This is a genomic window from Kitasatospora sp. NPDC028055, assembly GCF_040637885.1.
Lineage (GTDB): Bacteria > Actinomycetota > Actinomycetes > Streptomycetales > Streptomycetaceae > Kitasatospora.
In genome coordinates this window covers 38,796-62,883 of record NZ_JBEZXE010000004.1, presented here as the reverse complement: position 1 = coordinate 62,883, position 24,088 = coordinate 38,796, and the positions used below count along the sequence as shown (strand labels likewise).

General features: G+C 75.1%; 25 protein-coding genes. 14 read left to right on the top strand and 11 right to left on the bottom strand.

Annotated elements, in window-relative coordinates; translation table 11 throughout:
- Positions 1–33: 33 nt before the first annotated feature.
- Complete coding sequence (locus AB0F71_RS07620; protein WP_360229614.1) at positions 34–744, bottom strand: lysoplasmalogenase; 711 nt, start codon at positions 742–744, stop codon at positions 34–36.
- Between the two features lie 232 nt (positions 745–976).
- Between AB0F71_RS07620 and AB0F71_RS07615 the strand changes: the two genes are divergently transcribed.
- Positions 977–2,743: a DUF2398 family protein gene (locus AB0F71_RS07615; protein ID WP_360229612.1), complete on the top strand. Its 1,767-nt coding sequence runs from the start codon at positions 977–979 to the stop codon at positions 2,741–2,743.
- Between the two features lie 216 nt (positions 2,744–2,959).
- Here AB0F71_RS07615 and AB0F71_RS07610 read toward each other — a convergent pair whose 3' ends face one another.
- The 5 genes from AB0F71_RS07610 to AB0F71_RS07590 all read right to left on the bottom strand — a co-directional run bounded on the left by AB0F71_RS07610 (position 2,960) and on the right by AB0F71_RS07590 (position 7,311).
- Positions 2,960–4,333 (bottom strand): FAD-dependent oxidoreductase, encoded by a 1,374-nt coding sequence (locus AB0F71_RS07610; RefSeq protein WP_360229610.1) that lies wholly within the window; start codon positions 4,331–4,333, stop codon positions 2,960–2,962.
- A 215-nt stretch (positions 4,334–4,548) separates the two neighbouring features.
- Positions 4,549–4,728, bottom strand: coding sequence for a hypothetical protein (locus AB0F71_RS07605; protein ID WP_360229608.1), 180 nt, complete (start codon positions 4,726–4,728; stop codon positions 4,549–4,551).
- A 191-nt stretch (positions 4,729–4,919) separates the two neighbouring features.
- Positions 4,920–6,572 carry a BCCT family transporter gene (locus tag AB0F71_RS07600; protein ID WP_360229606.1) on the bottom strand — a complete coding sequence of 551 codons (1,653 nt, stop codon included), beginning with the start codon at positions 6,570–6,572 and terminating at the stop codon, positions 4,920–4,922.
- 134 nt (positions 6,573–6,706) lie between these two features.
- Entirely contained in the window at positions 6,707–7,078 is a 372-nt protein-coding gene (locus AB0F71_RS07595) for a MerR family transcriptional regulator (protein ID WP_360229604.1), read from the bottom strand.
- Positions 7,079–7,143: 65 nt separating this feature from the next.
- Positions 7,144–7,311, bottom strand: a complete 168-nt coding sequence (locus AB0F71_RS07590) for a hypothetical protein (RefSeq protein ID WP_360229602.1) — start codon at positions 7,309–7,311, stop codon at positions 7,144–7,146.
- A 153-nt stretch (positions 7,312–7,464) separates the two neighbouring features.
- Between AB0F71_RS07590 and AB0F71_RS07585 the strand changes: the two genes are divergently transcribed.
- On the top strand, positions 7,465–8,580 hold the full coding sequence (locus tag AB0F71_RS07585) for a sulfite oxidase (protein ID WP_360229931.1): 1,116 nt from the start codon (positions 7,465–7,467) through the stop codon (positions 8,578–8,580).
- A gap of 67 nt (positions 8,581–8,647) precedes the next feature.
- Here the strand turns inward: AB0F71_RS07585 and AB0F71_RS07580 are convergent, their stop codons facing one another.
- Positions 8,648–9,298: a TetR/AcrR family transcriptional regulator gene (locus AB0F71_RS07580; protein WP_360229600.1), complete on the bottom strand. Its 651-nt coding sequence runs from the start codon at positions 9,296–9,298 to the stop codon at positions 8,648–8,650.
- 207 nt (positions 9,299–9,505) lie between these two features.
- Positions 9,506–10,417, bottom strand: a complete 912-nt coding sequence (locus AB0F71_RS07575) for an acyl-CoA thioesterase domain-containing protein (RefSeq protein ID WP_360229598.1) — start codon at positions 10,415–10,417, stop codon at positions 9,506–9,508.
- A 199-nt stretch (positions 10,418–10,616) separates the two neighbouring features.
- Between AB0F71_RS07575 and AB0F71_RS07570 the strand changes: the two genes are divergently transcribed.
- On the top strand, positions 10,617–11,579 hold the full coding sequence (locus tag AB0F71_RS07570) for a DUF389 domain-containing protein (protein ID WP_360229596.1): 963 nt from the start codon (positions 10,617–10,619) through the stop codon (positions 11,577–11,579).
- 55 nt (positions 11,580–11,634) lie between these two features.
- Here the strand turns inward: AB0F71_RS07570 and AB0F71_RS07565 are convergent, their stop codons facing one another.
- The 3 genes from AB0F71_RS07565 to AB0F71_RS07555 form a co-directional block, all read right to left on the bottom strand.
- A complete protein-coding gene (locus AB0F71_RS07565; RefSeq protein WP_360229929.1) occupies positions 11,635–12,813 on the bottom strand; it encodes an MBL fold metallo-hydrolase in 1,179 nt (392 codons plus the stop codon).
- 334 nt (positions 12,814–13,147) lie between these two features.
- Entirely contained in the window at positions 13,148–13,600 is a 453-nt protein-coding gene (locus AB0F71_RS07560; protein WP_360229594.1) for a MaoC family dehydratase, read from the bottom strand.
- A 108-nt stretch (positions 13,601–13,708) separates the two neighbouring features.
- Positions 13,709–14,152, bottom strand: coding sequence for a pyridoxamine 5'-phosphate oxidase family protein (locus AB0F71_RS07555; RefSeq protein WP_360229592.1), 444 nt, complete (start codon positions 14,150–14,152; stop codon positions 13,709–13,711).
- A 149-nt stretch (positions 14,153–14,301) separates the two neighbouring features.
- Between AB0F71_RS07555 and AB0F71_RS07550 the strand changes: the two genes are divergently transcribed.
- The 11 genes from AB0F71_RS07550 (at position 14,302) to AB0F71_RS07500 (ending at position 23,962) form a co-directional block, all read left to right on the top strand.
- Positions 14,302–15,177: a hypothetical protein gene (locus AB0F71_RS07550; RefSeq protein WP_360229590.1), complete on the top strand. Its 876-nt coding sequence runs from the start codon at positions 14,302–14,304 to the stop codon at positions 15,175–15,177.
- A 137-nt stretch (positions 15,178–15,314) separates the two neighbouring features.
- Positions 15,315–15,938 (top strand): hypothetical protein, encoded by a 624-nt coding sequence (locus AB0F71_RS07545; RefSeq protein ID WP_360229589.1) that lies wholly within the window; start codon positions 15,315–15,317, stop codon positions 15,936–15,938.
- A gap of 128 nt (positions 15,939–16,066) precedes the next feature.
- Positions 16,067–16,870, top strand: a complete 804-nt coding sequence (locus tag AB0F71_RS07540) for a hypothetical protein (protein ID WP_360229587.1) — start codon at positions 16,067–16,069, stop codon at positions 16,868–16,870.
- Positions 16,871–16,935: 65 nt separating this feature from the next.
- Positions 16,936–17,805 carry an SAF domain-containing protein gene (locus AB0F71_RS07535; protein WP_360229585.1) on the top strand — a complete coding sequence of 290 codons (870 nt, stop codon included), beginning with the start codon at positions 16,936–16,938 and terminating at the stop codon, positions 17,803–17,805.
- Positions 17,805–19,169: a hypothetical protein gene (locus tag AB0F71_RS07530; protein WP_360229583.1), complete on the top strand. Its 1,365-nt coding sequence runs from the start codon at positions 17,805–17,807 to the stop codon at positions 19,167–19,169. Before AB0F71_RS07535 ends, AB0F71_RS07530 begins: the two co-directional genes overlap by 1 nt.
- The gene (locus AB0F71_RS07525; RefSeq protein WP_360229581.1) at positions 19,159–20,790 is read left to right on the top strand and encodes a CpaF/VirB11 family protein; all 1,632 of its coding nucleotides are present in this window, start codon (positions 19,159–19,161) and stop codon (positions 20,788–20,790) included. The genes AB0F71_RS07530 and AB0F71_RS07525 overlap by 11 nt, the downstream gene beginning before the upstream one ends.
- On the top strand, positions 20,790–21,749 hold the full coding sequence (locus AB0F71_RS07520; RefSeq protein WP_360229580.1) for a type II secretion system F family protein: 960 nt from the start codon (positions 20,790–20,792) through the stop codon (positions 21,747–21,749). The genes AB0F71_RS07525 and AB0F71_RS07520 overlap by 1 nt, the downstream gene beginning before the upstream one ends.
- On the top strand, positions 21,746–22,624 hold the full coding sequence (locus tag AB0F71_RS07515) for a hypothetical protein (protein WP_360229578.1): 879 nt from the start codon (positions 21,746–21,748) through the stop codon (positions 22,622–22,624). Before AB0F71_RS07520 ends, AB0F71_RS07515 begins: the two co-directional genes overlap by 4 nt.
- Positions 22,625–22,689: 65 nt before the next feature.
- On the top strand, positions 22,690–22,989 hold the full coding sequence (locus tag AB0F71_RS07510) for a hypothetical protein (protein WP_360229576.1): 300 nt from the start codon (positions 22,690–22,692) through the stop codon (positions 22,987–22,989).
- Positions 22,990–23,036: 47 nt separating this feature from the next.
- On the top strand, positions 23,037–23,411 hold the full coding sequence (locus AB0F71_RS07505) for a TadE/TadG family type IV pilus assembly protein (protein WP_360229574.1): 375 nt from the start codon (positions 23,037–23,039) through the stop codon (positions 23,409–23,411).
- 173 nt (positions 23,412–23,584) lie between these two features.
- Positions 23,585–23,962, top strand: a complete 378-nt coding sequence (locus AB0F71_RS07500; protein ID WP_360229572.1) for a pilus assembly protein — start codon at positions 23,585–23,587, stop codon at positions 23,960–23,962.
- The last annotated feature ends 126 nt before the right edge of the window (positions 23,963–24,088 follow it).

The window sequence follows — 24,088 nt, the reverse complement described above, 5'->3', positions numbered from 1 at the left end:
CGTTTCGGTGGCGGGTGGGGCCGCGGCGGTGCGTCAGAGGGCCGCCCGCTCCTGCCGTTCCTCGTGCTGGAGCAGACCGCTGGCCAGCAGGTACTGGGCCAGCACGTACGTCGCCATGATCCAGAACTGATGCCCCGGCAGCTCGCGCCACTTCGCCAACTGGGTCGCGATCAGCGTGTCGGAGAGCAGGAACAGCGCCCCGCCCAGCCCGGTCCGCCAGCCCAGACCGGCCGCGGTGACCGCCGTCGAGGTGAGCAGCAGGCTGTAGCCGGCCACCGGGACCTTGAGCTCCCCGAGGTCCGGCCAGAGCTGACCGATCATGCCCACCCAGGCCGTCGCGTACGCGGCCGCGACCACCAGGGCGCGCCGCCGGTCGGTGAGCGCCCCGCGCCGGACGAACATCGCGACGTAGCAGACGTGCGCGGCCGCGAACGAGCCCATCCCGGCCAGGAACGCGGTGTCGTCGTTCAACTGGAGCAGCACGTCCCCGCCCGCGCTCGCCAGCAGCGCCGGGGTCAGCAGCTCGGGCGCCTCGCGCTCGGTCCGGGCCGCCGCTGCCACGCTGTGGGCGGCCAGTAGCGGCATCAGGGCCGGCTTGGTGGCGTTGCGCAGCACCGGGGCTCCGGAGAGGATCGAGCCCAGGTGCACCGCCGAGGCGGCCGCGAAGCCTCCGAGCAGGCCGGTGGCCGAACGCAGGCGCCCGCCGAGGCCGGTGGTGGCGCGGGTGGTCGTACGGATGCTCATGCGGCGTCTGCCTCCGAGGTCGCCCGGGGTGGAGGGTCCACCGACCCCGAGGGAACCGGTGGGGCGGGAAGACCAGGTTACCGGTGCGTAACCCGCGCGGGGAGGGGGGAGTGACGGCCCGGCCTGGAGAGCGGAGCGCCGGCGACCGCTTCGAGGGCTCCTGCGGAGACTTCCTCAGGAGGGCGGTTGCTGCCACCGGGTGAGCCGGTCACCGTCTAGTCTGGACCCCGACATGGAGCAGCAGGAGTACGCGGTCGGCGCCACCCGGGTGGCCGCCGGCAGGCCGGACGGACGCAGGGGCGGGGCAGGGCGGGGAACCGCCGCCGCCGTCCTCGCCGTACGCGGACCCGAAGCCGCCGGTACCGGGATCGCCGCCGACACCGCCGACAGTGGCGCCACCGGGCCCGCCGAAGCTCGCGCCACCGGGGCCGCCGACCCGGCCGATGTCGTGGGTGAGCACGGTGCTGACGGCCCGCAGGAGCCCGGCGGGGCGCTCTCGCCCGACCCGGGACTGCTCCGGCTCGCCCACTGGTTCGCCGCCGCCACCCCCGGCACCGCCGACGACCTGTGCACCGCCTCCTTCGGCCTCTACCCCGCCCGACACCTCGGCAGCGCCGCCGAGCCCGGCGACCCCGCCGTCAGCTGGTGGCACGGCCCGACCGCCCACACGGCCGCCGTCCCGCGTGCCCGCGAGGCCCGTGCGGGCCGCACCGACGGCGGCCTGCGCCGAGCCCGGCGCGACGCCGCCGCCCTGCCCGTCGTCCGGTCGGGTGCCAAGCTCGGCCGGCCCGGCCGGCACCGCAGGCCGGAGCGCACCCGGGCCCTGCCGGAGCTGCCCGGCGACGTCCCGGAGCCGGCGGGCGAGGAACTCCCGGACGCCGAACGCCGCATCGCCGCCCGGCTGTTGCTCGCCCACCCGCTGGTCACCGCCTCCGGCCCGCACGCCGACGGCTTCCCGCTGATCCGCCGTCACCGCGACTGGCTCGTCGAACGCTTCGACACCCTGCTCGGCTACCGCCTGGTCGTCGGCCCCTGGCACGCCCGGCTCTGCAAGGCCGGTCTCGGCCCCGGCGCCGCCCGCCGCCTCGAACACCCCGTCACCGGTGCCCCGTTCACCCCGGCCGGCTACGCCCGGCTCGCCCTCGCCCTGGCCCTGCTCGTCGACGCCCCCGAACAACTCCCGTACGGGCGGCTGCTCGACGCGATGCGGGCCGCGGCCCCCGAACTCGCGGCCCAGGCGGCCGACCCGGACGCCCTCGGGATGGCGCTCGCCGCGCTGGCCGACTGGCAGGTGCTCGGCGACCTGCCGGCCGACCCGGCCGACACCGCCTTCGTGCTGACCGTCGACCGCGAACTCGCCCGCGCCGTCCCGGCCGGACCGCCCGCCCTCGCCGCCGACGCCGCCGACCTGATCCGCCGCGCCGCCGAGGCCGAACCCGCCACCGCCGTGCGGCGCCTGCTCGCCGAGACGCCCGCCGTCCTCGCCGCCGACCTCCCCGAGGACCGGCGCGCCTGGCTGCACGAGCACCGACTCAGCGGCCCGGCCGCCCTCGCGGACTTCCTCGGGCTGGAGGTCGAACTGCGGGCCGAGGGCGTCGCCCTGCTCGACCCGGCCGCCGAACTCACCGACCTCGCCCTCCCCGGCACCGGCACCCTCGCCCAGGCCGCCCTGCTGCTGGTCGAAGGCCTGGTGGAGGAGGTCCGGCCGCTGCCCGGCGAGGCCACCGAGGGCGACGTCCCGATCGCCGACGCGCTGATAGACGGCCTCCTCGGCGACATCGCCGACGACCACGACCTCCCGGCCCGCTACCTCGCCGACCGTACCGCCCTGCGCCGCGACGCCCTCGACCTCCTCCACCGGCTCGGCCTGATCACCCCCACCCCCCGAACCACCTGGCTCCTCCGCCCCCCGGCCGCCCGCTACGCCCCGGCCCCGGACCTCCACCCCGCACCCGGCACCGGCCGCCACTCCCGCCCCGCCACCTCGCTGGGGAGTTGAGCCCCGAGTCCCGAGTCCTGAGCCCCGGGCCCCGAGTCCCGGGCCCCGGCGATGGGGTGGTGGGTGGACGTGGGTCGAGCCCTGCCCCCGGGTGGCACGCCCGCTGCGTCGGCCCGCCCACCGGTCCACGGGGCCTGTCGGCCCACGAGGCTTACCGGCCCACGAGGCCTGCCGGGCCGACGAACCGGCGGGGCTGTCGTCCGTTGGGCGGGGTGGTCAGGCCGGGATGAGGGCTTCCCATTCGGTACGGGTGGGGCCGTCGTGGTGGGGGGTGAAGTCGGGGTGGGCGGCCAGCCAGGCGGTGAGGTGGCGGTCGACCTCCTCGCTGCCGTAGGCCTCGTCGGGCGTGCTGACCAGGTGGCGGACGTGGGCGCGGGCACGCATGACGACCGGGTCGTCGAAGGCGCAGGCGGCGAGGGCGGCGGCGCGGCGCTCGGGCAGGGCCGAACCGTCCAGGAGGCGCTGCTCGTTGGCGCGGTCGGCGGCCACCTGGGCGTCGAACCAGGGCCGGAGGGTCCGGGCGGCCCAGTCGTGGTAGCCGGTGGGGTCGGCGGCGACCTGGTCGGCGTGGCCGGCGAGGTACTGGCCGGCGAGCAGGCCGAGCGCGACGCCGTGGCCGAGGGTGGGGTTGGTGTGGACGAGGCTGTCCCCGGCGTTGACCAGGCCGGTGACGACGGGGCCGGCGTCGTCGGTGAGGGAGGTCCAGCGGTTGTCCAGCCCGGCCATCGCCAGGACGCCCGAGCGGGGTTCGGGGTCGAGGTCGAGCCAGGCGGCGCAGGCGGGGAAGCGGCGGAGGACGGCCTCGAACACGGCGGGATCGAGGAGCGCGCTACGGGTCGGGTCGCCGGTGGAGAGCACCATGCTCAGCGCGAAGGTGTCGTTGTCGGAGGGGAAGACCCCGGCGGCGGCGAACCCCGCGACCGAGCCGGCCCGCACCCGCCCGGGGTCGCGCGGGCCGTCGGCCCGCAGGCGGTACCAGCGGCACAGGTAGGTGATGCCGGTGCGGTGGCTCTCGACGACGGGCGGGCGGCAGCCGGCGGCCGTCAGCCAGCCGGGGACGGCGGAGCGGCGGCCGGCGGCGTCGACGACGAGGTCGGCCGGGTGGGTCTCGGCGTCGACCCGCAGGCCGGTGACCTTGGGAGGGTTGCCGTCCTGGACGGTGAGGGCGCTCACCCGGCGGCCGCGCCGAACGTCGACGGAGGGCTCCCGCCGTACGGCCGCGGTGAGGGCGGCTTCCAGCACGATGCGGCGGGTGCGCAGGGTCACCAGGTCCTCGTCGCCGTCCCGGTGCGGCGGGTGCCGGTCGAACCAGTCGAAGTCGTGGTACTCCCGGGCGCCGCGGGCCAGCAGGTCGGCGTGGACGTCGGGGGCCTCGGCGCGCAGCACCGTGCGGACCGGGGCGAGGAAGGAGTGGGGCTGGTCGGCCTGGGGGACGCGGGGCCGCTTCCAGCGGTAGAAGTCCTGCTCCAGGTCGGTGTCGGCCGGTCGGGCCTCCTGTTCGAACAGGGTGACCGCATGGCCCCGTCGTCCGAGCATGAGGGCCGTTCCCAGTCCGCTGATCCCGCCACCGATGATTGCAACCCGCGCCACTGCATCCCCTTCGCGTCGTGTTGCAGAGCGATCATAGGGCTTGCCGATCTTCGGATTGACCTGGCCCCCAGGAGCCCGTGACCACGGCCCCGGCCCCGGAAAGGCGACAGCACCGCGTCCGGAGTCGGACGGCGGTGCTGGACGGCGGTGCTGGACGGCGGTGCTGCTGGGGTCCTGCTGGGGTGCGGTCGGGCGGGAGGTACGGGCGCGGCCGGCTACTTGCTCGCGGTGGCGGCGGCCATCGGGCCGTGCTGGACGGTCTCCACGGTGGCACCGACCCCGAGGGTGCCGAGGGCGATGGAGGCGAGGACGGCGGTGCAGGCGAGGAGACGGCGGTGGCGCTGGGGGAGCGGGAAGCGCGGTTCCTGGTAGGGCGCCTGAGGGCTGGCGTTCATGACAGGGAGGCTCCCAGGGCGGTGTGAACGGTCGGTACGCGCGGGTGAAGTCCGGACGGGGAACGGGCGTCGCTTGGCCGCATACGCCCCACCCGGCCGTCAGGTGGGGCGTATGCGCTGGTCAGCCCTGGTGCGGCGGGAGGCTCGGAGGAGTTCCGGAGCGGGGTTCGGCAGGCGGTTCGGGGCGGGCCTCAGGGCCGGCGGCCGCGCTCGGCGAGGGCCTCGCCCACCGCGACCCGGACGGCGTCCCGCAGGCCGTGGGCGGGGTGGAAGCGGGAGGGGCCGGCCGCCGGGTCCTCGCGGAGTTCCTTCACCAGGGAGAGGCAGAGCAGCAGCATCACCACCACGAAGGGCAGCGCGACCAGGATGGTGGCGTTCTGCAGTGCGGTGAGCCCGCCGGCCAGCAGCAGGGCGGCGGCGACCCCGCCCATCAGCACGCCCCAGACCACCACCAGCGGGGTGCGCGGGTGCAGCGAGCCGCGGCTGGAGAGCGACCCGAGCACCAGGGAGGCGGAGTCGGCGCTGGTGATGAAGAAGGTCATCACCAGCAGGACCGCGACCACGCTGGTGACCGAGCCGAGCGGCAGCGAGCGCAGCATCTCGAACAGCGAGGCCTCCGCGCCGCGCGGGATGGTCGCGACGAGGTCGGCGGTGCCGGTGCCGACCAGCCGGATCGCGGTGCCGCCCATGACGCAGAACCAGATCACCGTGGCTCCGCTGGGCACCAGCAGCACGCCGAGCAGGAACTGCCGGATGGTGCGGCCGCGCGAGATCCGGGCGATGAAGGTGCCGACGAAGGGCGCCCAGGAGAGCCACCAGGCCCAGTAGAAGATCGTCCAGGAGCCGAGCCAGCTCTCGTCGGTGAAGGCGCCGGTCTGGGTGGACATCCCGAGCAGGTCGGAGAGGTACCCGCCGACGGTGGACGGGATCGAGTCGAGGACGAACACCGAGGGCCCGAACACGAAGACGAAGAGCATGATCAGCGAGGCCAGTACGACGTTCGCGGTGGAGAGCCACTTGACGCCCTTGTGGACGCCGGAGAACGCGGAGAGCACGAAGGCGGCGGTCAGCGAGCCGATGATGACGAGCTGGGCGTTCTGGGTGTTGCGGACGGAGGTGATGTAGCCGAGGCCGTCGGCGACCTGGAGCGCGCCGAGGCCGAGGCTGGTCGCGGAGCCGAAGACGGTGGCGAAGACGGCGAGCAGGTCGATCGCCCTGCCCTGCCAGCCGTCCGCGCCGCGCTGCCCGATCAGCGGGACGAAGGCGGCGGAGATCCGGTTGCCCCGGCCCTTGCGGAAGGTGGTGTAGGCGAGGGCGAGGCCGCCGACCGCGTAGATCGCCCAGGGGTGGAGGGTCCAGTGGAAGAGCGAGAACTCCAGCGCCTGCTGGGCGGCGGCCGCGCTCTGCGGTTCGAGGCCGGAGCCGGGCTGCGGGGCGGCGAACAGTTGCAGGGGCTCGCCGACGCCGTAGAACATCAGGCCGATGCCCATACCGGCGCTGAACATCATGGCGACCCAGGCGAGGGTGGAGAACTCGGGTTCGTCGTCGTCGCGGCCGAGCCGGATCCGGCCGAAGCGGCCGAAGGCGAGCAGCACGGTGAGGACCAGGAAGACGTCGGCGGCCACCACGAACAGCCAGCCGAAGTTGTGCAGCACCCAGCGGAGCGCGGTGCTGGAGGTGCGGCCGAGCGAGTCCTCGGCGAACACGCCCCAGGCGACCACGGCGAGCACCAGGACGGCGCTGATGCCGAAGACCGCCCGGTCGGTGGGGAGGGTGGCGGCGGGTTCGCCGGGGCCGTCGGGCTCCTGCACGCGCGGGGAGGGCTGCGGCGGCTGGCTGCTCATGCGGGCGGACCTCTCGACATACTCGGAATACTCGGAACACGGGGATTCGCGATGTATGTCGCACTATGTCCAGTTGGTGGCGCGAGTTGCGGGAGGGCGCGCCGGGCAGGCGGCGGGCGGGGACCTTCGTCCCGTCAGGCCGCCTGCTCCTCGCTCGGCGCGTGCGCGGTCGCGAGGTAGTGGGAGAGCACCCGGCGACTGCGGGTGAGGTCGTCGATCCGGGCGTCCAGGTCGGCGAGTTCGCCGCGCAGGGTGGCGAGCAGGTTCGGACAGGCCGTCAGCGCGGGGGCCGGGCCGGTGGCGCAAGGGAGGATCTCGGCGATGATCCGGGTGGGCAGGCCGGCCGCGAGCAGGCTGCGGATCTGCCAGACCCGGACGGTGTCCTCCTCCGCGTACTCGCGGTACCCGGCCGCGGTGCGGGCGGGCCGGAGCAGCCCCTGCTCCTCGTAGTAGCGGAGCAGGCGGGCGGACACCCCGGTGAGGCGGGCGAGTTCTCCGATGCGCATGACCGTCCGAACGTGGACCGGTGCCGGGGTGTTCCCGGCCCCGGCCCACCTCGGCGGGCGCGGTTTCAGCCCTTGACGAACTCCAGGACGGCCTCCCGCAGTTGGGGCAGCGCCTCGACCATCGGCAGGTGCCCGGAAGGGAGTTCGAGGTAGCGGGCGCCGGGGATGCCCTCGGCCGGCGGGCCGCCCTGGGGTGGCCCCGGGGGCACATCCCAGCCCACCGCCCTGGTCACGGAAAGCGCCCGAGCGCCTACGCTGGGAGAGATGGAGCGCCATCCGGACAGTGCCGTCCGGATGCCGTCGTGCTCCGCCGCCGAGGAGGTGCCAGGCCCGTGCCCGGAAGCGTCGACCCGCCGGGGAGCACCGAGGAGAGCACCGAGGGGAGCATCGAGCTGCCCGGAATCGTCAAGCCGCTGCCTGCCCGGTGGTTCGTCCGGCGCGACACCAACGCCGAGATGCGGTGGGACGCGCTGCGCGACGCCGACGGCGGGGCCGCCGTCGGCCGTCACGTCCCGGTGGAGCGGTTCTTCGTCCGCAACCACACCAGCACCCCGCTGATCGACCCGGCCGCCTGGCGGCTGCGGCTGTTCGGCAGCGGCCTGCACGGCGCGCCGGGGCCGGAGCGGGCGGTCGAGTTCGCCCTGGCCGACCTGCGGGCGATGCCCGCCACCCGGACCGACGCGCTGATCGAGTGCGCCGGCAACGGCCGTAGCTACTTCCACCGCCAGCAGGGCCAGCGCGTCCCCGGCACCCCGTGGACGCTGGGCAGCATCGGCTCGGCGGCCTGGCGGGGAGTCCGGCTCGCCGAGGTGCTGCGGGCCGCCGGGCTGACCGACCGGGCGGTGGACGTGCTGCCCGTCGGCCTGGACCCGGACTACGTCGTCGACGGCACCAACCACGGCCCGGTGCGCCGGCCGCTGCCGATCGCCAAGGCGCTGGACGACGCCCTGCTCGCCTACGAGATGAACGGGGCCCCGCTGACCCCCGACCACGGCGCGCCGGTGCGACTGGTGGTGCCCGGCTGGGTCGGCATCGCCTCGATCAAGTGGGTCGGCAGCATCGAGGTGGCCGACCACCCGCTCCGGTCGCCCTGGAACACCGTCTTCTACCGGATGTTCGGCCCGGGCCACCCGCCCGGCGGCGTCGCGCTCACCACCCAGGTGGTCAAGTCCGCCTTCGAACTGGCCGAGGGCGCGCGGCTGGCGGCCGGGCGCGAGCACCGCCTGTACGGGCGGTCCTGGTCCGGTACGGCCCCGGTGCGGCTGGTCGAGGTGAGCACCGACGGCGGCCGCAGCTGGCGGCCCGCCGAGCTGGACGGGGAGCCGCCCGCCGGGGACTGGGCGCGCTGGAGCATCGGCTGGCACCCCGAGCGGCCCGGCCGGTACGAGCTGCGCGCCCGCGCGACGGACCGCGGCGGCGCCACCCAGCCCGAGCGGGCGGCCCTCAACCGCGAGGGCTACCTGTTCGGGGCGGTGGTGGCGCACCCGGTGACGGTGGTCTGAGCGGCCGCCGGGCCGCCCGGGCTGGGGACGCTCCGACTTGGGGCGCCCGGCCACGGGGCGTCCCGGATCAGCCGGTGGACTGGACCTCGTACGGGGCCGGGTAGTGGGTCTCGTACGGGGTCAGCACCAGCCGCACCACGTCCTCCAGCCGCCGTCTGGCGTCCCCGAGGGTGGTACGGCCGGTCACCCAGGCCGTCAGTTCCCCCTGCCAGGCGTGCGCCACGATGTGCCGCACCAGTTCACTGGCCGCCGCCGGCACCTCGGCCGTCACCGCCTGGAGCGCGGTGCTGTCGGCCCGGGCCATCCCTTGCAGGGTCTCGCTGGCGAAGGGGTCGGTGGAGGCGGCGACGGCGACCCGCAGCCGGGCCAGCTCGGGCTGGCGCTGGTAGGCCCGCATCCCGCCCCGGACGAACCGGACCGCCCGGTCGGTGGCCCCCAGCCCGGCGCGCGGTCCGCGCAGCTCGGCCACCAGGTCCGCCAGCAGCAGCCGGTGCCACTCGGCGATCGCCGCTGCCAGCAGGTGGTCCTTGGAGGAGAAGTAGCGGTACGCCGTCCCCAGGGCGACTCCGGACCGCTCGCAGACCTGCTTCATCTGCAGCCGCTCGACGCCGATCTCGTTCACCAGGGCGAGCGCGGCCGCGATCAGGCTTTGGCGGCGTTCGAGCTGACGCGGAGACATCGCCTCCACCGGCCGTGGTGACAGGTCAACCTTGGTCACCCGCACCATGATACGGGGCGGGGCCGCTCAGGAGTATGACGCCGACCGGCCCCCTTCCGTTCGCCCGCCGTCCACCGTGGTCCGCCCGCCGTCCACGACGGTCCGCCCGGGCGGCGCGTGGGGGCGCCCGGCGGTCTCCGGGTGGCCCACGGGTGGCCTACGGGCGGCTCCCGCGCGGGTCCCGGCGGCCTCCGGTGCCCGCCCGGTTCACGGCATCCGGCGGATCAGCGCCTCCTGGGTGGCGGAGGCCACCAGTCGGCCGTCCCGGTCGTAGAACTCGCCGAGCGACAGGCCGCGGCCGTCCGAGGCGGAGGGGCTGCGCTGGGCGAAGAGCAGCCACTCGTCGGCCCGGAAGGGGCGGTGGAACCACATCGCGTGGTCCAGCGAGGTCATCAGCAGCCGGGGCGGCTCGGTGCGCTGGAAGAAGTTCGCCTGCTCGTGCAGCCCGGCGGTGGAGGCCAGGGTGAGGTCGGACAGGTAGGTGAGCGCGCAGGTGTGCAGCAGCGGGTCGGTGTCCGGCAGCCGGGTGGCGATCCGCAGCCAGACGAACTGCTGGGGCATGCCGGGGACGGCCGGCGGCAGGCCCGGGGCGTCCGGCGGCACGAAGCGCAGCTCGAGGTCGCGGAAGCCGTCGGAGGCCTTGATCGCGGTGCGCAGCTCCTCGTCCCAGTGCGAGAAGGCGTCCGGCAGGGTCTCCGGGGCGGGCAGCGGGGGCACCTCGCGCTGGCGGTCGCCGGCCGCCGCCTCGGGGAGCTTGAAGGAGGCGGTGAGGTTGAAGATCTCCTTGCGGTCCTGCACCGCCCGGACCCGGCGGGTGGTGTAGGTGAAGCCTTCGCGCAGCCGGTCGACCTGGTACTCGATCGGCCGGGTCGGGTCGCCGGGCAGCAGGAAGTAGCCGTGCAGGGAGTGGACCGCGCGCTCCGGGGCGCAGGTGCGTCCGGCGGCGGCGAGGGCCTGCGCGGCGACGTGGCCGCCGAAGGCGCGCATCGGGGCGCCGGCGTGGCAGTGGCCCCGGAACGTGTTCTCGTTCAGCTGCTCGATTTCCAGCAGGGCGGCGAACGGGGTGGCCGGGGCGGGCGCCCACTCGGTCGGTCTCTGCTGTTCTGTCAGGTCGGTCACCGGCCCATAGTGGCAGAAGCCAACCGTGCGGTGGTGTGACCTGGGTAACGCGGACCTCGGATAGAACGTGTTTCATTGTGATGCCGGGTCGGGTGGTGTGGTGGCGGGGAGGGGCGGGTCGGGCCGCAGGCGGGAGTTTGAAGACGGGCCCTATGGTGGGCGGGATTTTCCGTTCCGTCCGCTACGTACCGGAGAGCCCGTGCTGCACCTTCGCCTGATCGTCCCGCCCGACCTGCGCGCGCCGGTGCTCGACTGCCTGGACGACTCGGTCGGGGTCACCCACGTGGTGGTCCTGCCGGACGCGGCCGTCCGGCCCGCCGGGGACGTGGTGCTCTGCGACGTGGCCCGGGAGGCACTGGACGAGGTGCTGGGCGCACTGCGCGGGACGGGCCTGGTCGAGCGCGGGGCGATCGACGTCTCGGCGCTCGACCTGGCCCTCTCGGCGGCGGCCGACGAGGCCGAGCGGCTGGCCCCGGGGGAGGGGGCCGACGCGCTGGTGTGGGAGTCGGTCTCCGAGATCACCCACGAGGAGTCCGCCCTCACCTGGGTGTTCCTGGCCTTCCTCGCCGTGGCCACCATGCTGGCGGCCTGCGGCTCGGTGCTGGACAGCGCCATCCTGGTCGTCGGCGCGATGGCGGTCGGCCCGGAGTTCGGGCCGCTGGCCGGGCTCTGCGTGGCGATCGTCCAGCGCCGGACGCGCCCGGCCCTGCGCTCGCTGAACGCCCTGGTCACGGGCTTCCTGGTGGCGATGGCGCTGACCGTCTGCTTCGGGCTGCTGATGGACGCTCTGGGGCTCTTCTCGGAGGAGAAGTTCGACGCCGTGCGTCCGAACACCTCGTTCATCTGGCAGCCCGACGCGACCTCCTTCGTGGTCGCCTTCCTGGCGGGCGTCGCCGGGCTGCTCTCGCTGACCTCGGCGAAGGCCGGCACCCTGGTGGGCGTCGCGATCTCGGTCACCACCGTGCCCGCGGCGGCGAACGCGGCGGTCGCGCTCGGCTACGGCAAGGTCGATCAATTCTGGGGTTCCAGCGTGCAGTTGCTGCTGAACCTGCTGGGGATCGTGCTGGCCGGGGTGCTCACCCTGGTGGTGCAGGAGGCGGGCTGGGCGGTGATCCGACGCCGCCGGAGGGCCGTCGGCGAACGGGCTTCGGCGAACGGCTGACGGCGAACAGATGACAGATTTCAGCTTTCAGATTTCAGATTTCAGCGAACAGATTTCAGATAACAGAGTTTGAAATCTGTTCGCTGAAACCCGTCACCTGTTCCCGTGCCTCCGTCCGCTCCGCGACCAGCGGCTCGATGCCGCGCGGGGTGGCCGCGACGGCGCGCCACCACAGCCGCAGCGCCGGGGGGTCGGCGGGCTCGAAGGGCTTGCCGGGGCGGGGGACCGCCAGGTGGGCGCCGAGTGCCTGGGCGGCGGTGACCACGCGCTCGGCGGGCTCCTCCCAGGGGTGGATCGCCAGGTTGAAGGTGCACCAGTGGATCGGCAGCATCAGCTCGCCGCCGAGGTCCAGGTGCGCCCGGACGCCCTCCTCCGGGGTCATGTGCACCTCGGGCCAGAACTCGCTGTACGCCCCGACCTGCATCATCGTCGCGTCGAAGGGGCCGAGCCGGCGGCCGATCTCCGCGAAGCCGGGGAAGTAGCCGGTGTCCCCGCTGTGGAAGATCCGGTGCCCGCCGCCCGCGACCACCCAGGACGCCCAGAGGAACAGTGAGCTGGTGCGCGGACCCCGGCTGCAGTAGTGCCGGGCGGGCGTGGCGGTCAGGGTCAGCCCGGCGACCTCGGCCGACTCCCACCAGTCCAGCTCGACGATCCGTCCGGCCGGTACGCCCCAGTGCTCCAGGTGCGCCCCGACCCCGAGCGGCACGGCGAACACCGCGCCGCTGCCGATCAGGGCCTTCACGGTGCGCATGTCGAGGTGGTCGTAGTGGTCGTGCGAGATCACCACCACGTCCACCGGGCCGAGTTCGGACAGCGGCAGCGGCACCGGGTGCAGCCGCTTGGGGCCGGTCCAGCCGAACGGGGAGCAGCGCTCGCCCCAGACCGGGTCGATCAGGACGCGCCGCCCGCCGATCTCGGCGAGCACGGTGGCGTGCCCCAGCCAGGTGAGCCGCAGCCCGGAGGCGGGCGGGTCGGCGAGGTCGACCGGGAGCAGCCGGTGCACCGGTACGGCGGCGGACGGTGCTCGGCGGGTCTTGTCCCCGCTCAGCTGGGCGAGGGTGATCTCCAGCGGGCTGCGTTCGTAGACCAGGCGGCGGGTGGGCACCGGGTTGCGGAAGGCGCCGTCGGAGAACTGCGGCGAGCGGCGGATCCGGGCCAGCCGTTCGCCCCGGGGGTCGGCCCCGAAGGTGTCGGTGCGGATCCGGTGCCAGGCGGCGCGGGGCAGTCCGGCCAGGCCGGGGAGTGCGCGGTCCGGGGCGCCTCGGCCGAGCGCGGCGCGGTCGGCGTCCGGTGCGCTGGGCGGCGGCGCGAACTGTGACGTCAGACCGGCGAGACGGGAGAACCACGGGGCGGGGCGGGGCACGGCTCCTCCTGGGACGGTCACGGCTACCGGGCAGGCCGGGCGCGTACCCCGGGGGCCGTGGGGCCACTGGGGTACGACAACCATCTCGTCGGACGTTACTCGCCGTGGGCCGTTCGGACCCGGTGAGGAGCCCGGCACGGTCCAATCGGCGTACCCGGCGCCCGCCGCCGGGCCCGCGCCCCGAGCCCGGCGCTCGCGCCCGCCGCTACGCGTAGAAGCGGGTGATCGCCTCCGCGACGCAGTGCGGCTTGCTGCTCTGCTCGCTGGTGATGGTGAAGCGCACCACCGCCTGCACCCCGCCCGGCACCTCGGTGGCCGAGAGCAGCTCGGCGGTGGCCCGGATCGCGGTGCCGACCGGCACCGGGGCCGGGAAGCGCACCTTGTCCGAGCCGTAGTTCAGCGCCATCCGCACGCCCTCGACGCTGTAGCACTCCTTGGCCAGCACCGGGATCATCGACTGGGTCAGGTAGCCGTGCGCGATGGTCGAGCCGAACTGGCTCTCCTTCGCCCGCTCCGGGTCGACGTGGATCCACTGGTGGTCGCCGGTCGCCTCGGCGAACAGGTCGATCCTCCGCTGGTCGATGGTGTGCCACTCGCTGGTGCCCAGCTCGGTGCCGACGGCGGCGGTCAGCTCGGCGAGGGAGGCGAAGGTCGTCACGGTGCGCTCCTGGAGGGGACGGTCCCGGGGAGGGGTCACGGGGGCAGGACGCCGGAAGCGTATGCCTACCGGCCGGTACCTGTCAGGAGCGGGGCGCGAAAGCCGAGCTCAGGGCCGCAGCAGCGGTCGGCCGAGCGAGCCCTGCCCGGTCGGGAACAGCCGCCGACCGCTCACCAGTTCCGGCACCAGGGCGATGAACAGCGGCTCAGGGTCCCCCACCCACGGCCGCAGCCCCGAGCGCAGCACCCGGCGCACCTGCTCGGGCTCGCTGACCACGTCGGCCCGGCCGTGCACCAGCACGCTCCACCCGGTGCGGGTCACCGGGTCCAGCAGGTCCGCCTGGAAGGCCACCACCGTGCCGTCCAGCCCGCGCGCGGTGGCACTGCCCCGGCGCACGGCGAGCACCAGCCGCCCGTCCAGGACCTCGAAGGAGACCGGCAGGACGGCCGGCAGTGCGTGCTCGGTGTACACCACGCGCCCGACGGGCACGGTGCTGAGCAGCCGCAGGCACTCGGCCTCGCTCAGGGTCTCCACTCGGTCCTCACGCTCCATGCGTCCGATCGTCCTCGGTCGGCGCGGGCGTCGATAGGGCCCATGGTCCCTGAGCCGACGGGCCGGGAGCCCCGTCGGCGCCCGCCCGGAGCGGTAGCCTGCCCGGCGTCGGGATCGGTGGAGGGGCGGGCGCAGGAGGGGGCGGACGGATGGCCGGCGGAGTCGATCTGGTGGTGATCGGGGCGGACGGCGGGCCCGAGCGGGCCTACGGCGGGTCGGCGCACGCCCCGGCGGGCGCCCGGCTGTTGGCCGAGGTGCTGCCCGGGATGTGCTTCGACACCGGCGCCGCGGGCTGCCGGGTGACGGCCGTGGCGCCGGACGCGGACGCCAACGCGATGCTCACGGCCGTCCGGGACGCGGCCCGGCGCCCCGGCCGCTGGCTGGTGGTCTGCCTGGTCGGCCAGTTGGTGGCCGACCCGCGCGGGCGCCGGCTCGCCCTGGTCACCGGCGGCAGCACCCCCGACAACGCCTACCGGCGCGGCCTGGCCTGGGACTGGGTGGTCAGCGCGATGGTGCACGGGGACCAGGAGGAGGCGCTGCTGCTGGTCGACGCGGTGGCCGACCGGGACACCTGGACGGCGCTGGAACGGGCCGGCGAGGACGGCGCGGGCGAACTGCTCAGCTACTCCCGGGTCCCGCTCTGGGGCCGGATCGGCCGCTACGCCCCGGGCAGACGCGGCCGGGACGCCGTACTGCCGGGTGGGGAGGGCTCGTTCAGTCGGGCGCTCACCACCGTCCTGCGGCAGGGCGTCCCGGGTGCCCCGGCGGCGGTCGCCCCGCTGGACCTCCAGCCCGCCGTGGCCGGGCTGCTGGACGGGGGCGGTCCGTCCGGCGGTCCGTCCGGCGGTTCGCCCGGCGGTTCGGGTACGCCGGGCGCGCGCCTGCTCGTTCCGCCGCACGGCGGGCGCCTGTTGATGCGCAATCGGGCCGCCGTTCGGGGCGCATTGGCCGGATTGTCGCTTTCCGAAGAACTGTTGGCCGTTCTGTGGCGGGAAAGTGCCCCGACGGAACCGCCTTCCGCGTAAGGTCAGGGGGCCTGAGGTGTTGCCGTGATGGGGTGGGTTGGCGAAGAATCGATCCCCAGCGGAAACATCGGCGGGTCTTCGGAATTCTCCTGGCGACCGTTGATCACGGATCGGCTCGGTCGCGACGAGGTGGGGCGATGCGGCAGCGCGGAAATGTGTTGCGCCCTGGGGCGATTGGGACTGGCGGGGCGGTTCTGGTGTTGCTGCTCGGCGCTTGTGCGAGTGGTGGCGGCGGTGGTTCCGTCGATCGTCTCGGGTCGCCCGTGCCCACGGTTGCCGGAGTGAACCCGTTAACTCCTTCGGGTGGTACGGCAAACGGCTCGATCGCGCCGACCGACGGACCGGAGGGGGCCCGGGGGCGGCTGGCCCTGAGGACGTATCAGGACTGGTGGCAGGCGCAGGCCACGGCCTTCGGGCGTACGGATTCGGACGGTTCCGCGCTGGAGGCGTACTCGTCCGGGCGGGCGCTGTCCGACGCCCTGGTCGGACTCCGTCAACTCCACGACGCCAAACTGGTGATGACCGGAATGCCGCGGAATTCGGCGGTGGTGAAGGCCGTCGACCTGAATGCCGATCCGCAGACCGCCGTGATCGAGGACTGCCTCGACCTCTCGGACTGGCACCGCGTCGATGCCGTCACCCGAACCGCGAAGGATCCGGCCGACCGGCTCAACCGCTATGTCGCGACCGCTTCCCTGCGATGGTTCCAAGCGCACTGGCTGATCTACGACTTCAAGCGAGAGGTGGACCGGACATGCTGAACTCGCGGAAACCGGGTCGACGGTTCGCGGTCGTCGCATCGTTGTCCGCCGGGCTGTTGTTGTCCTCGGCGGTAACGGCGACTGCGGACGAACCACCGGGCGCCGGGGCGGAGACCTGTTCCCCGAGCGTGATCTGCTCGCACGCCGGGACCGGCGGGAGCACCGGCTCGACGACGGGCCCCGCGCCGGGCGGGGGCGACACCGGGAGCGGCGGGCCGCAACTGTGCAGCTACCACGGCACCCAGTGGGCCTGCTACGACCCGGAGCGCGGCTACTTCAACAGCGACGTCGGGTGCTACTTCCGGCCGCTGGACCAGCAGCCGCCGGAGGGCGACAAGGCGTGGGAGGGGCACAAGCCGTCCGAGGGCGCCGTCTACTCCAAGGTGTGCCCGCAGACGGACGGCGGGCAGGACGGCCTGCAGACCCAGTTCGTGAGCAACGCGGCGGGCGCGACCCCGGTGATCGACCTGACCGTCCAGGCGAAGCTGCTCGCCGACCGGATGGTCTTCCCGAGCCCGAAGGCGAGCCTGGCGCCCAAGGACACCGCGGTGGTCAAGCTGCCGGTCTGGCTCTGGGCCGAGGGCATGGTGGCGCCCAGGCCGAGTTCGCTCACCGTGCCCGGTGCCTCGGTCACCGTCACCGCGCAACTGGACGGCATGACCTGGGACTTCGGCCAGGGGATGACGGTGGACTGCGCCACGGCCGGGACGCCGTACGACCCGAAGTACGGGGACGCGAAGTCCCCCGACTGCGGCTACGAGTTCGCGGTCGGCTCGGGCACCCGCAAGGGCGGAGTGTTCACCGGCACGGTCACCGCGCACTGGCGGGCCCATGTGGTGATCACCGGGCCGAACGCGAAGACCTTCGACATCGACATGCCGCGCGGAGCGGACCTCGCGCTCAAGGTCGCCGAGGTGCAGGTCCTCAACTGACCGTGCCGCAAGGGCCATTCGGCCACTGACGATCCGGAAAGCGAACGAGGGAAGGGCGGAACCCGGTGGAGAACCGTACATTCGCGACGCCGGGGTCCGGCACGCCGGCGGGCGCCGCGGTGTCCGTGGCGGTACCGGAGCAGCAGGACCAGGGCCGGGGCCGGGCCACGCCGCACGCGCCCGGGCGCACCCTGCGGGCCCGGCGCCGGCGCCCCGCGGTGCTCGCCATGGCGGTCGCGCTGATCGCGGCCGGCGGGCTCGGCGGGGCCGTCCTCTACAACAGCACCGGCCAGCGGGTCGCGGTGCTGGCGCTCGCCCGGGACGTGCCCTGGGGGCAGGTCATCACCGACGACGACCTGGTGGTGGCCCGGATCGCGGGCGACCCGGCGCTGCGGCCGGTGTCCGCCCAGGACCGGGCCAGGGCGGTCGGCCTGCGGGCCGCCACCGACCTCAAGCGCGGTGCCATGCTGACCGGTTCGGACCTCGCGCAGGGCCTGACCGTGCAGCCGGGGCAGATCGTGGTCGGGGTGTCGGCCAAGCGCACCCAGCTGCCCGCCAGCCGGCTCCAGCCCGGGGTGCAGATCGTCGTGGTCAACACCCCCGACAACGGCCGGCCCGACTCGCTGGCCGCGACGGTCATCACCGTCGGCCGGGTGGACACCGACGGCAGCCAGGTGATCGACGTGGCGGTCGGCACGGCGGACGGGCCGCGGCTGGCGCAGTGGGTGGCCGGCGGACGGATCCAGGTGCTGCTGGCCCCGCGCGCCGCGACGGGCGGCAGCACCCCGGCCTCGCCCTCGGCCGCCCCTGCGGGCGCTGCCCCCACAGGCGCGGCCCCCACGGGCGCTGCTCCCTCGGGCGCGACGCCCTCCGGCGGGGCCGCCCCCGCGGGCACCGGCGGGCCCTCGACCCCGGCCGGGGCGGGTGGCGCCTGATGGCGGTGATCGCGGTGGTCGGCGGCCCGGGCGCGCCCGGGGCGACCACCACCGCCCTGGCACTGCTGCTCGCCTGGCCGCTCCAGCCCGGCCGCCGGATCCTGCTGGTCGAGGCCGACCCGGACGGCGGCGCGGTGCTGGCCGGCGCCCTGGAGGGCCGGGTCGAGGCGGTGTACGGGCTGCGCAACCTGGCCGTCGCCGACCGGCGCGGACTGCTCGCCCAGACCATCTGGGAACAGCTCATCGACCTCTCGCCCGAGGGCGACGCCGAGCGGCTGCTGCTGCCCGGCCTCACCGACCCGGCCCAGGCCTCCGGCCTCGCCTACACCTGGGAGCCGCTCGCCGAACTGCTGCACGGCATCGAGCACCAGGGCTACGACGTCATCGTCGACCTCGGCCGCTCCGGCGCCACCGGGGCCGGCGCGGTGCTGGCCCGCCGCGCCGACGTGGTGGCGGTGACGGTCCGCAGCACGCTGCGCGGGCTGAGCGCGGCCCGGCCGCGGCTCGCCGCGCTCGGCGAGGACCTCGCCACCGCCGGGACCGGGGCGGACGCCCTCGGGCTGCTGCTGGTCTGCGAGGGGCCGTACTCGGGCTCCGAGGTCTCCCGCGAGTTCGGCCTGCCGGTGCTCGGCGAACTGCCGCACGCCCCCCGCACCGCCCGGGTGCTCTCGGACGGCGGGGACACCACCGACCGGCGGTTCATCCGCTCGGAGCTGATGCGGACGGCGCGGTCGGCGGCGGACGAGGTGCAGCTGCTGGTCCGCCGACGGCGGCAGCGGCTCGCGCCCACCGCGGGCCCGGCGGCCGCGCCGCTGCCGCAGGGCCCGCTGCCGGCCACGCCGGTGCCGCCCACGGCTGTGCCGCCCACGCCTGCGGCATCCGCCCCGGTGCCGCCCGCGCCCGCGGGGCCCGCGTCGAGTCCGTACGGGCCGGCCGGGTACGGGCAGCAGGTGTACCCGGACCGGACGTACCAGGGTCAGGCCCAGCCCGGCTACCCGCCGTTTCCGCAGCCCGCCCACGCCCGGCCCGCTCACCCCCAGCCCGCCCGTCCGGAGCCCGCCCACCTGCAGCCCGGGTACGGTCGGCCCGGGTACGGCCAGGCGGCCCCCGGGACCGCCCCCGGCGAGGCGGAACCGCCCTCCTACGCCCCGCCGGTGATCACCACCGGCCCGGTCGCGCCGCTCGCCGGTCTGGCGCCGCAGCCGGCCGCCCCGGCGCCGTTCCCGGCGCACGTCCAGGGGGCGGCCGCCGGGCCGGCCGACGAGGACGACGGCCCCTACCAGCTCCAGCAACCGACGGTGACCGAGCGTCGGACCGGCGACCGCCACCCCTACGACCCCGGGGAGGTGCTCCGTGCGCGGTAGCCCCCTGCACCAGCACCCGACGGCCGACCCGGCCGCCCTGCCCTGGGCCGCGCCCGTCCCGGCCGCCGCACCGCAGCAGCAGCAACAGCCGTACCAGCCGGGCCCGGTCGCGCCGCAGCCGCAGCCGCATCCGCAGTCGCAGTCGCAGCCGCCGGCGCCCCAGCCGGTGGCCGCCGGGCCGACCGCCGTGCCCGCCCAGCTGCCCTCGCTGGACGTGCGCGGCAGCGCCACCCGGCCGACCGTCGACCCGCAGGTCGCGCGCGAGCTCAAGCGCCAGGTCGCGGCCGAACTGCACCAGCAGATCGCCCGGTTGACCGCCACCTCCGGTGCCGAGCCGGACCGGGCCACCCGCCGTCAGCGCGGCCGTGCGCTGATCGAGGAGGCGGTCGCCCGCTGGTCCGACGCGTACGCCCAGACCCACGGCATCCCGCCCACCCGGGAGCAGGACCGCGCCCTCGCCGAGGCCGTCTTCGACCTGCTGTTCCGGGCCGGTCGGCTGCAGCCCTACCTGGACGATCCGGAGATCGAGAACATCCTGGTCAACGGGTGCGACGACGTCTGGGTCTCCAAGGTGCACCAACCCCTGCGCCAGGTACCGCCGGTGGCCGACAGCGACGCCGAACTCGTCGAACTGCTCCAGGATCTGGCCCGGCAGCACGGCGGCGGCGAGCGCAGCCTGTCCACCGCCAGCCCCACCCTCGCCCTGCGGCTGGAGGGCGGCATGCGCCTCCAGGCGCTGACCGAGGTGACGCCCCGCCCGTACGTGGCGATCCGCCGCCACCGGGTGGCCTCCGCGACGCTCCCCGAGATGGTCGAACTCGGCACCCTGGACGGGACCTTGGCCGCCTTCCTGGCCGCCGCGATCCGGGCCCGGAAGAACGTGATGATCACCGGCACCCAGGGCGTCGGCAAGACCAGCCTGCTGCGCGCGATGGCCGCCGAGATCCCACCGGACGAGCGGATCGGCACCCTGGAGTCGGAGTTCGAGCTCTGGCTGCACACCCTCGGCCACCTGCGACAGGTCGTTCCGATGGAGGCCCGGGAGGGCAACGGGGAGCGCGTCGAGGGCCGCCTGGCCGGGGAGTTGTCGATCGGCGACCTCATTCCGGCCGCGCTGCGGATGACCCTCTCCCGGATCATCGTCGGCGAGGTACGCTCCGGCGAGGTCGTCCCGATGCTGCGGGTGATGACCAACGGCGAGGGCGGCTCGATGTGCACCCTGCACGCCCGCGGCCCGCACATGGTGGTCGACCGGATCGCCGAACTCTGCCTCGAGTACGGCTCGCACATGACCGACGCGCTCGCCTACCGGCTCACCGCCAACGCCCTGGACCTCATCGTGCACGTCTCCATGGTCGACGAGACCGCCGTCGGCGGCCGTCGGCACCGCTTCGTCTCCCACGTCCTGGAGGTCACCGGCCTCGGCGAGAGCGGCCGGCCCGCGCTGAACACCGTCTTCGGCCCCCGGCCGGACCTCGGCGAGCCGCGCGCCGTCCCGCACACCCCGCCACAGTGCCTGGACGACCTGCGCCGGGCCGGCTTCGACGCCTCGCTGCTCGGCTCCCGGTACGGGAGTTGGGCCGCCCCGCTCCAGCTGCGGATCGGCGGTGGCCCGCGGTGATGCTGCTCTTCGCCCTGTGCGGGCTGGCGCTCGCGGGCGGTCTCGTCGCCCTGGTGGTCTGGGTACGCGGCAGCGAGCCCGTCGACGAGGACGAGCCGGCCGGCCGGGACAACCCGCTGGCCGGCCGCGCCCACGTGTTCTGGTACGGCGCCCCCGGCAGCGCCTCGCTGCGGATGGTGCGGCTGCGCCGGATCCAGCTGCCGCTGGCACTCGTCGGCGCCCCGCTGGCCTGGCTGTTCACCCGCATCCCGCTGACCGCGCTGCTGGTGCCGCTGGCGGTCTTCGGCCTGCCCTGGCTGTTCGACACCACCCGCCCGGACACCCGCCGGATCGAGCGGCTGGAGGCGCTCTCCGAGTGGACCCAGCGGATCGCCGACGTGCTGCTGCTCGGGGTCGGCCTCAACCAGGCCATCGTCACCAGCCGCCGCACCGCCCCCGCCGCCCTGGAGGAGGAGATCGGCGAACTGGCCGCCCGGCTGCAGGCCCGCTGGCGGCCCGAGGAGGCGCTGCACGCCTTCGCCGACAGCCTGGCCGACGCCACCGCCGACAAGGTGCTCGCCGCGCTGGTGCTGCGGGCCGGGGACAGCGGCCCGGGCCTGGCCCGGACGCTCTCCGACATGGCCGAGTCGGTGCGCGAGGAGGTCCGCCAGCGCCGCGCCATCGAGGCGGACCGGGCCAAGCACCGCACCACCATCCGCTGGCTGGTCGGCATCATCGTGCTGGTCGTCACGGTCGGCTCCTTCAACAGCGAGTACACCCGCCCGTACGGGACCTTCCTCGGCCAGATCGTGCTGGCCGTGGTGGCCGCCCTGTTCGTCGCGATCATCGCCTGGATGCGGGCCCTGGCCGCGCACCCGCCGGTGCCCCGGCTGCTCGCCCCGGACCGGCGCGGCAAGAGCGGGCGCCGGCTGCGCGGTTCCGGGCCGGAGCCGGTCGAGCGGCTCGGGGAGGTCCGGTGATCTCCCCCTGGTCCGTGCTGGCCGGCGCCGTCGCGGCCGGCGGCCTCGCCCTGCTGGTCGCCGAACTGCGGCCCGCGCCACCGGACCTGCGCCAGGCGCTGGACCGGCTGCACCGCACCCCGGCCGACCGCGAACCGGACCCGGACGAGCGGCCGCGCTGGTACGACCGGATCGGCGAGCGCTCGGTCACCCTGCGCGGGGTGACGATCCCGCGCCGCGAACTCGCCCTGATCGGCCGCACCCCGGCCCGCTTCATGGTGCACAAGCTGCTGTTCGCCGCGCTCGGCCTGCTGCTGCCCGCCTACCTGGGCGCGATGGCCGTGCTGATGGACGTCGGCCTGCCGTTCGCGCTGCCGCTGGTCGCCGGGCCGCTGCTGGCCGGGCTGCTGTGGTTCGTCCCGGACGCCGTGGTGCGCGGCGAGGCCAAGGAGGCCCGTACCGAGTACCTGCACGGCATCGCCGCCTACCTGGAGCTCGTCGCGATGGAGCGGGCCGCCGACTGCGGCCCCGCGGAGGCGCTGCGCCGGGCCGCCGCGGTCGGGCAGGGCGTGGTGTTCCGGCGGATCCGCGACGCGCTGGAGCGCGCGGCCACCGACCGGCTCCCGCCCTGGGCCGGACTGGACGCGCTGGCCGAGGAGTTGGGCCTCAGCCCGCTCCAGGACGTGGCCGACATCATGCGGCTGTCCGGCACTGACGGCGCCGCCGTCTACGACACCCTGCGGGCCCGGGCCAAGGGCCTGCGCGGCGAACTGCTCGCCGAGGACCTGGCCCGGGCCAACGCCGACAGTGAGCGGATGGTCGCGCCGGGCGCCGCCCTGACCCTGCTGATGACCGTCCTGATCGTCTTCCCCGCACTCCACCAGATGCTCAACTGACCTTCCCGGCCGAGCAGCTGACACCACACACCACACACCACACCCCAGATCCCCGGGAGACCCCGATGACCGTACGACTCGTCCAGCTGGCAGGTCGGGTGCTGCGGCCCGTCCTGCGCCCCGTCCTGCTGCCCGTGCAGTTCGCCCTGCTGCTGTTCACGCTGCGGCTGGGCCGGCTGCGGGCCGCCCGGGCGCGCGGCGACCGCGGCGCCATCAGCATCGAACTCGCGCTCGCCATCATCGCGTTGGTGTTCGTCGCCGGGGCCGTCGCGACCGCGCTGTACCTGTTGAAGGACAAGGTGGTCACCAAGGTCGAGCAGGACCCGAACCTGCCCGGCGGCGCCGCGGGGGGCGCCACCAAGTGATCCGGGCCCGCCGTCGTCCGCTCCGCCGCCGGGGCGACCGGGGATCGATGAGCATCAGTCTGGCCATCGTCTTCCCGGTCGTCCTGCTGCTCCTGCTGCTGGTCGTCCAGGCCGCGTTGATCTGGTACGACCGGCAGGTCGCGCTCACCGCCGCCCGGGAGGGCGTGGACGCCGGCCGGGTGCAGGGCAACGCGACGGAGCAGGCGGCGAACGAGGCCGCCGCGCGCCAGGCCCGGGACTTCCTGGACCGGCAGGGCGTGCACACGTACCAGGTGGGGACGGGCGACAGCACGGCCGACACGATCAAGGTCACCGTGGAGCTGACGCCGCCGCTGCTGATCCCCGGGCTCACCGGGCCCAGCGTCCGGCAGTTCGCCGAGGCGCCGCGCGAGCGCTTCGTCCCGCCGGTGGTGAAGCCGTGAGGCGGGCACCGGCCGGTGCCGACCGGTCGGGGCGAACGGGGCGGCTGGGGCGTTCGGGACGGCTGGGGCGGTCGGGATGGCTGGCGCGTTCGGGACGGCCGGGGCGGCCGGGGTGGCGCGGGCGGTTCCGGCGGCCGGACCGGGGCGGGGTCGCGATCGAGGCGGCGATCGTCGTGCCCGGAGTGGTCGGACTGGTGCTGCTCGCGATCGCCGCCGGGCGGGTGCAGACCGCGGCCGGCACGGTCGAGGCCGCGGCCCGAGCCGGAGCCCGGACCGGCTCGCTCCAGCGCAGTGCCGTCGCCGTGGACGGGCCCGCCAAGGAATCCGCGCTCGCGACGCTGCGCCAGCAGGGCGTGTCCTGCCGCAACTCGGACGTCCAGGTCTCCGAGGCGCCGATGGACCTGCCGGGCGGCCGGGTGGTGGCCGTGACGGTGACCGTGACCTGTGACGTCGAACTCGCGGACCTGCTCGGCGGACCGTCCGGGCTGCCCGTGACGAAGCACCTCGTCGGGGAGTTCACCTCGGTGATGGACCGCTACCGCGGCACATGACGACAGCAGGGGGCGGCGCACCGGCCGCAAGGGGCGCGGCCGGGGGATTGGGGACGGCCCGCGCGGGGGAGACGCAAGCGGAGAGCGCTCGGGGGATGACGCAACGGCACCGAGGGGCGCCCGGTG